Genomic DNA, 14,824 nt, shown 5'->3' on the forward strand with positions numbered 1-14,824 from the left:
ATCACTGGGAGGTACATAATGCTTTTGCGCACCGGTTGACCATGGGCAACGGCAATCGCCGGTCCGCCCCAACGTGACCGCCCGCTGAAGAAAAAGGGCCCTGTCATTCGACAGAGCCCTTTTCACAACGATACGCCGCCTAAGCGATCAGCTGTAGACACGCCCCAGCAACTGGCGGTGGCTTTCGAACTGATCGAGCACATCGCGCACGATCTGCTCAGGCAGGAAGCCCATCAGGTCGTACTCCTGGCTGCCGTTGTGCAGGTACACCTCGGCGCGGTAGAAGCGCTGGCGCACTTCTGGTTCGCCCCCGGCAGACGCCTCGCTCGGTGCCGCCAGGTAGCCGTCCAGGCTGACTTCATAAACGAACGGGTTGCCCTCTTCCATCATCACCCGCACGCCCATCATGTTGCGCGACTGACCGACACGGGTCTCCACCTCGAAGCCCAGGGCGCGCAGTTGTTCCGCCGCCTCCTTGAGGGCCGGGCTGACCTGTTTGTCCATGAAGCGCTGCACCACCGCCTGGGTCGGCTCAAGCTCCAGTTGCGTGAGGCGCTCGCTGAAGCCGCGACGGCCACGGGCAGCCAGCTCCGCGCGCTCCTGCTCGACCGCGACATCCTGCTTCATCGCCTTGTACAGGCCGAACATGAACAGCACCAGCACCACCGAGAACGGCAGGCCGGCCAACACCACCATGGTCTGCATGGCTTCGAAGTTGCCGGCGAACAGCAGGCCGATGGTAACCAGGGTGATGATCACCGACCAGAACACCACCATCCAGTGCGGCGCATCCTCGTCGACCTGGCCGCCTTTGCACGAAAGGTTGGCCATCATCACCGCGCCCGAGTCGGCTGGGGTGAGGAACAGCACGAAGCCGACGAACACCGCCACACCGATCACGATCTTGGCCGCCGGGAAGTACTCCAGCAACTGGTAGATCGACATCGAGGGCTGCTCCAGCGCTGTCTTGCCCAGCTCAACGGCGCCCTGGTTGATCACCAGGTCCAGCGCGGTGTTGCCGAAGATCGACAGCCACGCCAGGGTGAAGCCCAGCGGGATCAGCAGCACGCCGCTGACCAGCTGGCGCACGGTACGACCCTTGGAGATACGGGCGATGAACATGCCGACGAACGGGCCCCAGGAGATCCACCAGGCCCAGTAAAACACGGTCCACAGGCCCAGCCAGCGCTCGGACTTGCCGGCCTCGCCTTCATAGACATACAGGTCGAAGGTCTTGAGTACGATGCCGTTGAGGTAGTCGCCGACGTTCTGCACGAAGCCGTTGAGCAGGTGCAGGGTATTGCCGCCGAGCAGGACGAAGATCAACAGCCCGCTGAACAGCATGATGTTCAGGTTGGACAGGCGGCGAATGCCGTTTTCCACACCCGAGACCGCGGCTACGGTGGCCACACCGGCCATCACCAGAATGACCACCAGCAGATTGGTCTTGCTGTGATCCATGCCGAACAGGTACTCCAGGCCCGAGGAGACCTGCATCGAGCCAATACCGAGGTTGGTCACCAGGCCCAGCAGGGTGACGAACATGCCGAAGATGTCCACGGCATTGCCGGCCGCGCCCTTGACCCAACGCTCACCGACCAGCGGGTACAGCGCCGAACGCAGCGCCAGCGGCTGGTTGTGGCGGTAGGCGAAGTAGCCCACGGCCAGACCCACCAGGGCGTAGATCGCCCAACCGTGCAGGCCCCAGTGCAGAAAGGTCAGTTGCAGGCCCTGGCGCGCAGCCTCGAGGCTGGCAGGGGTGCCTTCCGGCGGATTGAAATAGTGGTCCAGCGGTTCGGATGCGCCGAAATACAGCAGCGAAATGCCAATACCGGAGGAGAACAGCATGCCGGCCCAGGCGCCGTAGCTGAAGTCGGGCTGGTCGTCCTTGCCGCCCAGCTTGAGCTTGCCGTAGTCGGAGAAGGCCAGGTAGACGACGAACACGAGGTAACCGCAGATCACCAGCATGTAGTACCAGCCGAAAGTGCGCGTCAGCCATTTTTGGGCCACGCCCAGCACCTGGCCGGCGGTTTCGGGTACAGCGATAAGCAAGGCAGTCAACGCGAGGACCAGCAGCGCGGAGGTGAGGAACACCACGCGGTTGACCCGAACCCTCTCGGCGGGGGGCTTTGTCAGGGAGGCAGAACTCATTGCACGAATGCTCCGGGCAGTACGGCTGTGGAGGCTAATCAGTCATTTCCCGCGCAATTGGTGCAATAGCTCCACTGCGTCAGGTGTTATAAAAGCACCTTGGAAACCGTGATCCCGAATCGAAACGCTGCAAAAAAACAGACCGGCGGACTGCACCTGAGCGCCTTCATCCTCACTGGATGCGCGCATTGGTCACAGCTCGCCTGACCCGCTCCAAGGGTCGTCCGCGCGGTCATCGACCGCTCGGCAGAATCTGTCCATGCACCGTTCTTGCCCGTCAACGCCTTGTATTCCGGGGGTTACACGTTTTCCTGGGGTGTCAATCCGTGCCTTCTCGACCGCCTGAAAGACTGTCAATGGCACAAATTGTCGCAGAGCTTATTCTTTATTGATTGAACGTTCAATCAAAACAAAATAGACTGGCCCTCGCCGAGTCGGATGCGTGTTGTCCGCTCGCAGGCCTGAGGAGATAGCAAGATGCCCAAGGTCGGTATGCAACCCATCCGCCGCCAGCAGTTGATCGACGCCACATTGCAGGCTGTCGACCAGGTCGGTCTGGGAGATGCCAGCATTGCGCTGATTGCCCGTTTGGCCGGTGTGTCGAACGGCATCATCAGTCACTACTTTCAGGACAAGAACGGCCTGATCGCAGCGACCATGCGCTACCTCATGAATGCGTTGAGCGAAGGCACCGTCGCCCGCCGACAAGCCCTCACCGACGACAGCCCGCGGGCGCACCTGAGAGTGATCGTCGAAGGCAACTTCGACGCAAGCCAGGTCAGCGGCCCGGCAATGAAAACCTGGTTGGCCTTCTGGGCCGCCAGCATGCACCAGCCGTCCTTGCACAGGTTGCAGCGGATCAACGATCACCGCCTTTACTCCAACCTGTGCTGCCAGTTCCGTCGTGTCTTGCCGCTCTACCATGCACGCAAGGCTGCTCGCGGGCTGGCGGCCCTGATCGACGGCCTGTGGCTGCGTGGTGCGCTCTCGGGCGACGCGTTCGACACCGAGCAGGCAATACGGATCGCCTACGAATACATGGATCTACAACTGGCTAAGCAGCACGACCTGGCTACCAACCCCCAGGCGGCTGAACGATCGCACGCAGCGACTGCCCAACCGGCAGGAGCACGACGCGGCTAGCCAATCACACACTGCACTTGCGAGGACTCTATGGCCCGTTTCGGAACGCAAAAACTCTACATCGATGGTGGTTATGTCGACGCTGGCAGGGATGCCACTTTCGAAGCCATCAACCCGGCCACCGGCGAAGTCCTTGCCCACGTCCAGCGTGCGACCGAGGCTGACGTCGAGCGCGCCGTCGAGAGCGCCGAACGTGGCCAGAAAGTCTGGGCCGCGATGACCGCCATGCAGCGTTCGCGCATCCTGCGCCGCGCCGTCGACATCCTGCGCGAGCGCAACGACGAGCTGGCCATGCTGGAAACCCTGGATACCGGCAAGTCGTACTCCGAAACCCGCTACGTCGACATCGTCACCGGTGCCGATGTGCTGGAGTACTACGCAGGCCTGATCCCGGCCATCGAAGGCGAGCAGATCCCGCTGCGCGAATCGTCCTTCGTCTACACCCGCCGCGAGCCGCTGGGCGTGACTGCCGGTATCGGCGCGTGGAACTACCCGATCCAGATCGCCCTGTGGAAGTCTGCGCCAGCCCTGGCCGCCGGCAACGCGATGATCTTCAAGCCGTCGGAAGTCACCTCGCTGACCACCCTGAAGCTGGCCGAGATCTTCACCGAAGCCGGTCTGCCGGATGGCGTGTTCAACGTCCTGACCGGCAGCGGCCGTGAAGTCGGCACCCTGCTGACCGAGCACCCGCGCATCGAGAAAGTCTCCTTCACCGGCGGCACCACCACCGGCAAGAAAGTCATGGCCAGCGCTTCGAGCTCCTCGCTCAAGGAAGTGACCATGGAACTGGGTGGCAAGTCGCCGCTGATCATCTGCGACGACGCCGACCTGGACAAGGCCGCCGACATCGCGATGATGGCCAACTTCTACAGCTCCGGTCAGGTCTGCACCAATGGCACCCGCGTGTTCGTTCCGGCAGCGATGAAAGCCGCGTTCGAAGCCAAGATCGCCGAACGCGTCGCCCGCATCCGCATCGGCAACCCGGAAGACGAGAACACCAACTTCGGTCCGCTGGTCAGCTTCGCGCACATGGAAAGCGTCCTGGGCTACATCGCCAAGGGCAAGGAAGAAGGCGCCCGCGTGCTGTGCGGCGGTGAGCGTCTGACCGAAGGCGCGTTCGCCAAGGGCGCCTTCGTCGCCCCGACCGTGTTCACCGACTGCCGCGACGACATGACCATCGTCAAGGAAGAGATCTTCGGCCCGGTGATGAGCATCCTCACCTACGAAACCGAAGAAGAAGTCATCCGCCGCGCCAACGACACCGAGTACGGCCTGGCTGCGGGCGTATGCACCAACGACATCACCCGCGCACACCGCATCATCCACAAGCTCGAAGCCGGTATCTGCTGGATCAACGCCTGGGGTGAATCGCCAGCCGAGATGCCGGTTGGCGGCTACAAGCAGTCGGGCGTCGGCCGTGAAAACGGCGTCAGCTCGCTGGCTCAATACACTCGCATCAAGTCGGTGCAGGTCGAGCTGGGCGGCTACAACTCGGTCTTCTAAGACCGGTCTGGCCACGCCCGTGCCATTGCGTACGGGCGCTCCCGCTCCCTGAACACTGCCAACGAGGGTACTTTGCATGTCCCAAGAATTCGATTACATCATCGTCGGTGCCGGTTCGGCCGGTAACACCCTGGCCACCCGCCTGACCGAAGACGCCAACGTCTCGGTGCTGCTGCTGGAAGCAGGCGGCCCCGACTACCGCTTCGATTTCCGCACCCAGATGCCGGCGGCCCTGGCCTTCCCGCTGCAAGGCCGCCGCTACAACTGGGCCTACGAGACCGACCCTGAGCCACACATGGATGGCCGCCGCATGGAATGTGGCCGCGGCAAGGGCCTGGGTGGCTCCTCGCTGATCAACGGCATGTGCTACATCCGTGGTAACGCCATGGACTTCGACGGCTGGGCTGAACTGCCAGGCCTGGAAGACTGGACCTACCTCGACTGCCTTCCGTACTTCCGCAAGGCCGAAACCCGCGACATCGGCCCGAACGACTACCACGGCGGCGACGGCCCGGTCAGCGTTGCCACGCCAAAAGCTGGCAACAACCCACTGTTCCATGCCATGGTCGAAGCCGGTGTACAGGCCGGTTACCCACGCACTGAAGACCTCAACGGCTACCAGCAGGAAGGCTTCGGTCCGATGGACCGTTCGGTGACCAAGAACGGTCGTCGCTCCAGCACCGCCCGTGGCTACCTGGACCAGGCCAAGAAGCGCCCTAACCTGACCATCGTCACCCACGCCCTGAGCGACCGCGTACTCTTCGAAGGCAAGCGCGCCGTGGGTGTGACCTATCTGGTCGGTGACAGCGAAGAGCGCGTTGAAGCCCGTGCCCGCAAGGAAGTCATCGTCAGCTCCGGCGCCATCGCTTCGCCGCAGCTGCTGCAGCGCTCCGGTGTCGGCCCGCGCGCCCTGCTGGAGAGCCTCGACATTCCGGTGGTCCACGACCTGCCGGGCGTCGGCGAGAACCTGCAGGACCACCTGGAACTGTATCTGCAGTACGCCTGCACCCAGCCGGTGTCGCTGTACCCATCGCTGCTGTGGTGGAACCAGCCGGCCATCGGTGCCGAGTGGCTGTTCAACGGCACCGGCATCGGCGCCAGCAATCAGTTCGAGGCCGGTGGTTTCATCCGCACCCGTCCTGAGTTCGAATGGCCGAACATCCAGTACCACTTCCTGCCGGTGGCGATCAATTACAACGGCTCCAACGGCGTGAAAGAACACGGCTTCCAGGCGCACATGGGTTCGATGCGTTCGCCAAGCCGTGGCCGTATCCAGGCCAAGTCCAAGGATCCGCGCCAGCACCCGAGCATCCTGTTCAACTACATGGCCACCGAACAGGACTGGCAAGAGTTCCGCGACGGCATCCGCCTGACCCGCGAGATCATGGCCCAGCCGGCGCTGGACCCGTATCGCGGTCGCGAAATCAGCCCAGGCGCGCACGTGCAGACCGATGAAGAGCTGGACAAATTCATCCGCGAGCACGCCGAAACCGCGTTCCACCCGTCCTGCTCGTGCAAGATGGGCACCGACGACATGGCGGTGGTCGATGGCGAAGGCCGCGTGCATGGCATGCAAGGCCTGCGCGTGGTCGATGCGTCGATCATGCCGATCATCATCACCGGCAACCTCAACGCCACCACGATCATGATCGCCGAGAAAATCTCCGACAAGATCCGTGGCCGCAAGCCATTGCCACGCAGCACGGCCAAGTACTACAAGGCCAACGGTGCGCCGGTGAAGGGCAAGCCGATGCGTGAGGTGAAGCAGGCGTAATCCTGCACCGGCCTCTTCGCGGGCAAGCCCGCTCCCACAGGTACTGCACAAGTCTTCATGCCTGTGGTGAATCTGTGGGGGCGGGCTTGCCCGCGAAAGGGCCCGCATAGTCAGCACAACAAAAGGCACCCACCGCGGTGCCTTTTGTACATCTGCAGAAACGCTTTACATGCTGGCAATTCATCAGGTTAGAATCGATTGGCACGCGACTTGCCAGTCAAGTCATCTTTCTGCGATATCCCGGAGTACCTGCCTTTGGATGCCAGCACCATCAACAGCCTGTTCCTGATCGGCGCACTGCTGGTGGGCGCAAGTATCCTGGTCAGCTCTCTGTCGTCGCGTCTGGGCATCCCTATCCTCGTCATCATCCTCGCGGTCGGCATGGTCGCCGGTGTCGATGGTGGCGGCATCATCTTCAACAACTACCCGACCGCCTACCTGGTGGGCAACCTCGCGCTGGCCGTGATTCTGCTCGACGGCGGCCTGCGCACGCGGGTGGCGAGTTTCCGCGTGGCCCTGTGGCCAGCCTTGTCGCTGGCCACGGTGGGCGTGCTCATCACCACCGGCCTTACCGGCATGGTCGCTGCCTGGCTGTTCGACCTGAGCCTGATCCAGGGCCTGCTGATCGGCGCCATCGTCGGCTCTACTGACGCCGCGGCGGTGTTCTCGCTGCTCGGTGGCAAAGGCCTGAACGAACGGGTCACGGCAACGCTCGAGATCGAGTCGGGCAGCAACGACCCGATGGCGGTATTTCTCACCGTCACCCTGATCGACATGATCGCCAGCGGCCAGACCGGCCTGCACTGGAGCCTGCTGACCCACCTGCTGCGCGAGTTCGGCATCGGCGGCCTGCTGGGTCTGGGCGGCGGCTGGCTGATGCTGCAACTGGTCAACCGCATCAACCTGGCCGGCGGCTTGTACCCGATCCTGGTGGTCGCCGGCGGCCTGGTGGTGTTCTCGCTGACCAACGCCCTGCACGGCAGCGGTTTCCTTGCCGTCTACCTGTGCGGCCTGGTGCTGGGCAACAAGCCGATCCGCAGCCGCCACGGCATCCTGCACATGCTCGACGGCATGGCCTGGCTGGCGCAGATCGGCATGTTCCTGGTGCTGGGGCTGCTGGTCACCCCGCACGACCTGCTGCCCATCGCCCTGCCCGCCCTGGGCCTGGCGCTGTGGATGATCCTCTTCGCCCGCCCGCTGTCGGTGCTGGCCGCACTGCTGCCGTTCAAGGCGTTCCACGGGCGCGAAAAGGGCTTCATTTCCTGGGTTGGCCTGCGCGGCGCGGTACCGATCATCCTTGCGGTGTTCCCGCTGATGGCGGGCCTGCCGGATGCGCAGTTGTTCTTCAACCTGGCGTTCTTCATCGTGCTGGTGTCGCTGCTGGTGCAAGGCACCAGCCTGCCGTGGATGGCCAAGCTGCTGAAGGTCACGGTGCCGCCAGATCCAGCGCCGATCTCGCGCTCGGCGCTCGAGGTGCATATCACCAGCGAATGGGAGCTCTTCGTCTACCGCCTGGGCGCGGAAAAATGGTGCATCGGCGCAGCCCTGCGCGAGCTGAAGATGCCCGAGGGCACGCGTATCGCCGCGCTGTTCCGTGGCGAGCAATTGCTGCACCCCTCGGGCAGTACCGTGCTGGAGGTCGGCGACATGCTTTGCGTAATCGGCCACGAGCACAACCTGCCCGCCCTGGGCAAACTGTTCAGCCAGGCGCCACAGCGCGGCCTGGACCTGCGCTTCTTCGGCGACTTCGTCCTCGAAGGCGATGCCGAACTCGGCGCGGTGGCAGCGCTTTATGGCCTGAAACTCGACGGCCTGGATGCGAAAATGCCGTTGGCGCAGTTCATCCGACAGAAGGTCGGAGGCGCTCCAGTCGTAGGCGACCAGGTCGAATGGCACAGCACGATCTGGACGGTCGCGACCATGGACGGGAACAAGATCCAGAAAGTGGGCGTCAGATTCCCCGAAGGAACCCGGCCCGGCCCGGGGCTGTTCCTCTAAACTCCGTTAGTGCCCTCTCGCAAGTAGTCTGCCTATGTCCCTGCGCGTGTATGCCCGCGCAGCCCTCCTCGGGCTGTGCCTTTCCCTGTCGTTCGCCACTGTGGCGGCCGAGGTGCCGGCCGCTCCCGGTATTCAGAACAGCCTGGACAAGATTGCCGAGCGCAAGCTGCCGGAGCCCGAGCAGAAGGCGCTCCAGCAGGTCCTGGAACAGACCCTCACGCTGATCGCCAGCAAAGAGGATAGCGAGAAGAAACTCGCCGACCTCAAGCAGCAGTTGGCCGGTGCCCCCCAGGAAACCCGCGACAGCCAGCGCGAACTGGCCAAGCTCAAGGACAGCAAGGTCACGCCCGTAGCCCAGCGCTATGCCAGCCTCAGCGTACCGCAGCTCGAGCAGATGCTCAGCGAGCGCAGCACCCAGCAGGGCGAGCTGCAAAAGGCGCTGTCCGAAGCCAACAGCCTGATCATCAACTCCCAGACCCGCCCCGAACGTGCCCAGGCCGAGATCAGCAACAATCAGACCCGCGCCCAGCAGATCAACAACGCGCTGAAGTCGGGCAAGGACAACGGCAAGGCAATTTCCGCCGACCAGCGCAACCAGCTCAACGCCGAACTGGCCTCGCTCAACGCCCTCACCCTGCTGCGCCGCCAGGAGCTGGCCGGCAACAGCCTGCTGCAGGACCTGGGCAACGCCCGCCACGACCTGCTGATCGAGCGTGCCGCACGCCTGGAGCAAGAGATCCAGGACCTGCAGACACTGATCAACGAGAAGCGCCTGGCACAGTCGCAACAGACCGTCACCCAGCAGTCGATCGAAGCGCAGAAAGCCGGCGGCAGCACCCTGCTGGCCAACGAGAGCGCCGCCAACCTCAAGCTCTCCGACTACCTGCTGCGCAGCACCGACCGCCTCAACGAACTCACCCAGCAGAACCTGCAGACCAAGCAGCAGCTCGACACCCTGACCCAGGCCGACCAGGCGCTGGACGAGCAGATCAACGTGCTCAAGGGCAGCCTGCTGCTGTCGAAGATCCTCTACAAGCAGAAACAGGCGCTGCCGCACCTGAAGGTGGACCGCGACCTGGCCGACCAGATCGCCGATATCCGCCTGTACCAGTTCGAGGTCAACCAGCAGCGCGAGCAGATGAGCAGCCCGGTCAGCTACGTCGACAAGCTGCTGTCCACCCAGCCTGAGCAGGACGTCACCCCGCAACTGCGCAAGGCGCTGCTGGAAGTCGCCATCACCCGCAGCGACCTGCTCGAGCGCCTGAACCGCGAGCTTTCGGCATTGCTCAATGAGTCCATCACTCTGCAGCTCAACCAGAAGCAACTGCTGGGCACCGCGCAGAACCTGCGCACCACCCTCGATGAGCAGATGTTCTGGATCCCCAGCAACAAGCCGCTGGACTGGGACTGGCTGCGCTATGTGCCCGAGCGCTTCGCCGACCAGGTCGCCAGCCTGCCCTGGGGCTCGGGTATCAAGGAACTGGCCGACGGCCTGAGCCAGCGCCCGCTGCTGTTTCTGCCGCTGCTGCTGGTGATCGGCGCGCTGCTGTGGCGGCGCAAGTACCTGTACCAGCGCCTGGGCAAGGTGCACCAGGACATCGGCCACTTCCGTCGCGACAGCCAGTGGCACACGCCACAAGCGATCCTCATCAACATCCTCCTGGCCATGCCGGTAAGCCTGGGCCTGGCGCTGTGCAGCTACGCCTTGCAGATCGACGCCCGCGGCCAGAACGCCAACCTCGGCGCTGCGCTGTGGCAATTGGCCCAGGCCTGGCTGGTGTTCTACACCGCCTACCGCGTGCTGGCCCCCGGCGGCGTGGCCGAGGTGCACTTCCGCTGGCACAAGCCGCAGGTGGAGTTCCTGCGCGGTTGGGTACGCAGGCTCGGCACGGTGGTGCTGGCCCTGGTGGGTGTGGTCGCGGTGGCCGAACACCAGCCTTCGGCGCTGGCCGACGACGTGCTGGGCATCGGCGTGGTGCTGGCGTGCTATGCGCTGATGGCCTGGCTGCTCAGCCGCCTGCTGCTGAGCAGCCCGGCGCACCGCGACACGTCGCTGTTCCGCAAGGCGGTCGGGGTAGCGTTCACCGCGCTGCCGATCGCACTGTTCGTCGCGGTGTGCTTCGGCTACTACTACACCGCACTGAAACTCACCGACCGCCTGATCTATACCCTCTACCTGCTGCTGTTCTGGCTGGTGATTGAGGCGGCGTTCGTCCGTGGCCTGTCGGTGGCGGCGCGACGCCTGGCCTACCAGCGCGCATTGAGCAAGCGCGCGGCTGCCAAGGAAGGTCTGGACGGCGAAGTCATCATCGAGGAACCGACCCTGGACATCGAGCAGGTCAACCAGCAGTCCCTGCGCCTGATCCGCCTGGCCCTGCTCGGTGGCTTCATCGGTGGCTTGTACTGGGTATGGTCGGACCTGATCACCGTGTTCTCCTACCTCAACAACGTCACCCTGTACGAATACGCCAGCGGCACCGGCGCGGCAGCCAGCATGGTGCCGATCAGCCTCGGCGACCTGCTCGGTGCGCTGGTCATCGCCGGCATCACCATCGCCCTGGCCAGCAACCTGCCAGGCCTGCTGGAAGTGCTGGTGCTGTCGCGCCTGAGCCTGGCCCAGGGCAGTGCCTACGCGATCACCACACTGCTGTCCTACGTGATCGTCGGGGTGGGCATCGTCAGCACCCTGGCCACCCTCGGGGTGAGCTGGGACAAGCTGCAGTGGCTGGTCGCCGCCCTGTCTCTGGGCCTGGGCTTCGGCATGCAGGAGATCTTCGCCAACTTCATCTCCGGCATCATGATCCTGTTCGAGCGCCCGGTGCGGATCGGCGACACCATCACCATCGGCAACCTGTCCGGCACGGTGAGCAAGATCCGCATTCGCGCCACGACCATTACCGACTTCGACCGCAAGGACATCATCGTCCCCAACAAGACGTTCATCACTGGCCAGTTGATCAACTGGTCGTTGACCGACACGGTTACCCGAGTGACGCTCAAGCTGGGCATCGACTACGGCTCCGACCTGGACCTGGTGCGCGACCTGCTGCTCAAGGGTGCCCACGAAAACCCACGTGTGCTCAAGGACCCTGAGCCGATCGTGTATTTCCTGCAGTTCGGCGAGAGCTCGCTGGATCACGAGCTGCGCATGCACGTGCGCGACCTGGGCGACCGCAACCCGACGCTGGACGAGATCAACCGCTACATCAACCGTGAGTTCAAGGCCCACGACATCAAGATCTCGGTGCGCCAGGTGGAGGTGTTCCTGATGGACACCAAGGGCGGCAAGCAGCAGATGATCCCGCTGGAGAGCAAACCCGACAGCACGCCACCGAGCTGAGTGGACGCTGATGGGTGCAAGCGCCCAGAATGCCTGCGAGGGCTTTGCCCTCGATCGCGGGACAAGCCCGCTCCCACAGGAAACCGAGTTCTGTAGGTGCGGGCTTTGCCCCGCGCAGGGCCGCAAGGCGGCACCATGTCACCGATAGCCAGGAGCCGGCCACGTGAAAGCCCTCGACCAACTCACCTTCGATAACCGCTTCGCCCAACTCGGCGACACCTACTCCACCCAGGTGCTGCCCGAGCCGATTGCCGAGCCGCGCCTGGTGGTCGCCAGCGAATCGGCCATGGCCCTGCTCGACCTCGACCCAGCCCAGGCCGATGAGCCCGTGTTCGCCGAGCTGTTCAGCGGCCACAAGCTCTGGGAAGAAGCCGACCCACGGGCGATGGTCTATTCCGGCCATCAGTTCGGTTCGTACAACCCGCGCCTGGGTGACGGCCGCGGCCTGTTGCTGGGCGAGGTATTGAACGACGCGGGCGAGCACTGGGACCTGCACCTCAAGGGCGCCGGCCAGACCCCGTACTCGCGCATGGGCGACGGCCGCGCGGTGCTGCGTTCGTCGATCCGTGAGTTCCTCGCCTCAGAAGCGCTGCACGCCCTGGGCATTCCCAGCAGCCGGGCACTATGCGTGGTCGGCTCGAGCACCCCGGTGTGGCGCGAGACCCGCGAAAGCGCGGCCATGCTGCTGCGACTGGCGCAGAGCCATGTGCGCTTCGGTCATTTCGAATATTTCTACTACACCCAGCAGCCCGAGCAACAACGCGTGCTGATCGATCACGTGCTCGATCAGCACTACCCCGAATGCCGCGACGCCGAGCAGCCGTACCTGGCGATGTTCCGCAACATCGTCGAGCGCAACGCCGAGCTGATCGCGCGCTGGCAGGCCTATGGCTTCTGCCACGGGGTGATGAACACCGACAACATGTCGATCCTGGGCATCACCTTCGATTTCGGTCCCTACGCTTTCCTCGACGACTTTGACGCCAACTTCATCTGCAACCACTCCGACGATCGCGGCCGCTACAGCTACGCCAACCAGGTACCGATCGCCCACTGGAACCTGAGCGCCCTGGCCCAGGCCCTGACCACGGTGATCGAAGTGGAGGCATTGAAGGAGACGCTCGGCCTGTTCCTGCCGCTGTACCAGGCCCATTACCTGGACCTGATGCGCCGCCGTCTCGGCCTGACCACCGCCGAAGACGACGACATGGCCCTGGTCGAACGCCTGCTGCAGCGCATGCAGAGTGGCGGCGTGGACTACACCCTGTTCTTCCGCCGCCTTGGCGAGCAGCCAGTGGAACAGGCACTGAAAGTGGTCCGCGACGACTTCATCGACCTCGCCGGCTTCGACGCCTGGAGCGCCGATTACCTCGCACGCTGCCAGCGCGAAGCGGGCAACGCCGAAGGTCGGCGTGAGCGCATGCATGCGGTCAACCCGCTGTACATCCTGCGCAACTATCTGGCGCAGCGCGCCATCGAGGCGGCCGAAGGTGGGGACTACAGTGAAGTGCGACGGCTGCACCAGGTACTGTGCAAGCCATTCGAGGAGCAACCTGGGATGCAAGCCTATGCCGAGCGACCACCAGAGTGGGGCAAGCATCTGGAAATCAGCTGTTCTTCCTGAACAACACCTGATCCTGTGACAGCGGGCTTGCACGCTGTCACAGGTTATATGTGAAGCCTATTGCGGAGAAAACATGTCCGACCCACTGGTAATCCCCTGCCCGCACTGCAACGGCCTCAACCGCCTGCCCAGCGAACGCCTGGGCGACAGCCCGAAATGCGGGCGCTGCAAGCAGGCGGTATTGCTCGACAAGCCCTTCGAGCTCAGCGAAAGCACCTACGCCAGCCAGATAAAGGGCGACCTGCCTTTGCTGGTGGACGTCTGGGCCGACTGGTGCGGCCCGTGCAAGAGCTTTGCACCGACCTTCGAACAGGCGGCCCGCCAGCTCAGCGGCCGCTGCCGCCTGGCCAAGCTCGACAGCGAGGCCAACCGCAACCTCGCCGGGCAACTGGGCATCCGTTCGATCCCCAGCCTGATCCTGTTCAGGAACGGCCGCGAAGTCAGCCGCCAGGCGGGGGCGTTTCCACTCCAGTCGTTGCTGGAATGGGTGCGCAGCCAAGGGATCTAAGCGTTTTCTTCGAGCAGCGAGTGCAACTCGACGAACTGCTGCGTCAGCTTGTGCCGCGGCTCCAGGTGGATCAGCGGCAGGCTGGCGTGGTGGGATTCGCGCATCTTCACCGAGCTGCCCAGGTAGACCGGCAGCACCGGCAGGCCCTCGGCGAGCAGCTCGTCGAGCATCTGCTGAGGCAGGCTGGCACGTGACTGGAACTGGTTGACCACGATGCCCTCTACCTGGAGGTCTTCGTTGTGGTCGTCCTTGAGTTCCTCGATCTCGGCCAGCAGGCCGTACAGGGCCTGGCGCGAGAAGCTGTCGCAATCGAAGGGAATCAGCACACGATCTGCGGCGATCAACGCGGAAACCGCATAGAAGTTCAACGCTGGCGGGGTATCGATGTAGATCCGCTCGTAATCCTCGTCCAGCTCATCGAGCAATTTACGTAGCTTGTTGATCTTGTGCTTGGCCTCGAGCTTGGGCTGCAGGTCGGCCAGCTCGGCGGTGGCGGTGACCACGTGCAGGTTGTCAAAGGGCGTTTCATAGATATCGACCTTGTTCTTCTTGCTGAACGGCCCGCTGGACAGGCTCTGCTTGAAGAAATCGGCAATACCCATGGGGATGTCGTCACCCGTCAACCCAGTCAGGTACTGGGTCGAGTTGGCCTGGGCATCCAGGTCGATCAACAGGGTCCGGTAGCCTTCGTTGGCACTGACCGCCGCCAGGTTGCAGGCGATGCTCGACTTGCCCACGCCACCTTTCTGATTGAACACCACGCGCCGCATGACTGACCTCCGT

9 protein-coding genes are annotated in these 14,824 nt (G+C 63.7%); 7 read left to right on the forward strand and 2 right to left on the reverse strand.

Annotated elements, in window-relative coordinates; all coding sequences use genetic code 11:
* Positions 1–147 precede the first annotated feature (147 nt).
* On the reverse strand, positions 148–2,151 hold the full coding sequence (locus tag AB688_RS00710) for a BCCT family transporter (RefSeq protein WP_054891207.1): 2,004 nt from the start codon (positions 2,149–2,151) through the stop codon (positions 148–150).
* A 477-nt stretch (positions 2,152–2,628) separates the two neighbouring features.
* Between AB688_RS00710 and betI the strand changes: the two genes are divergently transcribed.
* The 7 genes from betI (at position 2,629) to trxC (ending at position 14,041) form a co-directional block, all read left to right on the forward strand.
* On the forward strand, positions 2,629–3,294 hold the full coding sequence (gene betI / locus AB688_RS00715) for a transcriptional regulator BetI (RefSeq protein ID WP_054891206.1): 666 nt from the start codon (positions 2,629–2,631) through the stop codon (positions 3,292–3,294).
* A 30-nt stretch (positions 3,295–3,324) separates the two neighbouring features.
* Positions 3,325–4,797, forward strand: coding sequence for a betaine-aldehyde dehydrogenase (betB, locus tag AB688_RS00720; RefSeq protein ID WP_063541583.1), 1,473 nt, complete (start codon positions 3,325–3,327; stop codon positions 4,795–4,797).
* A 76-nt stretch (positions 4,798–4,873) separates the two neighbouring features.
* Positions 4,874–6,571, forward strand: coding sequence for a choline dehydrogenase (betA, locus tag AB688_RS00725; RefSeq protein WP_054891204.1), 1,698 nt, complete (start codon positions 4,874–4,876; stop codon positions 6,569–6,571).
* 255 nt (positions 6,572–6,826) lie between these two features.
* The gene (locus tag AB688_RS00730; RefSeq protein ID WP_054891203.1) at positions 6,827–8,569 is read left to right on the forward strand and encodes a potassium/proton antiporter; all 1,743 of its coding nucleotides are present in this window, start codon (positions 6,827–6,829) and stop codon (positions 8,567–8,569) included.
* A 34-nt stretch (positions 8,570–8,603) separates the two neighbouring features.
* Positions 8,604–11,909 (forward strand): mechanosensitive channel MscK, encoded by a 3,306-nt coding sequence (gene mscK / locus AB688_RS00735; protein WP_063541585.1) that lies wholly within the window; start codon positions 8,604–8,606, stop codon positions 11,907–11,909.
* A gap of 163 nt (positions 11,910–12,072) precedes the next feature.
* The gene (gene selO, locus AB688_RS00740; protein ID WP_063541587.1) at positions 12,073–13,533 is read left to right on the forward strand and encodes a protein adenylyltransferase SelO; all 1,461 of its coding nucleotides are present in this window, start codon (positions 12,073–12,075) and stop codon (positions 13,531–13,533) included.
* A 73-nt stretch (positions 13,534–13,606) separates the two neighbouring features.
* The gene (trxC, locus tag AB688_RS00745; RefSeq protein WP_063541589.1) at positions 13,607–14,041 is read left to right on the forward strand and encodes a thioredoxin TrxC; all 435 of its coding nucleotides are present in this window, start codon (positions 13,607–13,609) and stop codon (positions 14,039–14,041) included.
* On the opposite strand, the gene AB688_RS00750 is transcribed toward trxC, so the two are convergent.
* Positions 14,038–14,811 carry a ParA family protein gene (locus AB688_RS00750; protein WP_054891199.1) on the reverse strand — a complete coding sequence of 258 codons (774 nt, stop codon included), beginning with the start codon at positions 14,809–14,811 and terminating at the stop codon, positions 14,038–14,040. The genes trxC and AB688_RS00750 overlap by 4 nt on opposite strands.
* Between the last annotated feature and the right edge of the window lie 13 nt (positions 14,812–14,824).

The sequence above is a fragment of the Pseudomonas putida genome (genome assembly GCF_001636055.1).
In the GTDB taxonomy this organism is placed as follows: Bacteria; Pseudomonadota; Gammaproteobacteria; order Pseudomonadales; family Pseudomonadaceae; genus Aquipseudomonas; species Aquipseudomonas machongensis.

Bases quoted from the DNA above. Each gene is read 5' to 3' on its own strand.
- AB688_RS00710 (WP_054891207.1), bottom strand. From the start codon at position 2,151: ATGAGTTCTGCCTCCCTGACAAAGCCCCCCGCCGAGAGGGTTCGGGTC.
- betI (WP_054891206.1), top strand. From the start codon at position 2,629: ATGCCCAAGGTCGGTATGCAACCCATCCGCCGCCAGCAGTTGATCGAC.
- betB (WP_063541583.1), top strand. From the start codon at position 3,325: ATGGCCCGTTTCGGAACGCAAAAACTCTACATCGATGGTGGTTATGTC.
- betA (WP_054891204.1), top strand. From the start codon at position 4,874: ATGTCCCAAGAATTCGATTACATCATCGTCGGTGCCGGTTCGGCCGGT.
- mscK (WP_063541585.1), top strand. From the start codon at position 8,604: ATGTCCCTGCGCGTGTATGCCCGCGCAGCCCTCCTCGGGCTGTGCCTT.
- trxC (WP_063541589.1), top strand. From the start codon at position 13,607: ATGTCCGACCCACTGGTAATCCCCTGCCCGCACTGCAACGGCCTCAAC.
- AB688_RS00750 (WP_054891199.1), bottom strand. From the start codon at position 14,811: ATGCGGCGCGTGGTGTTCAATCAGAAAGGTGGCGTGGGCAAGTCGAGC.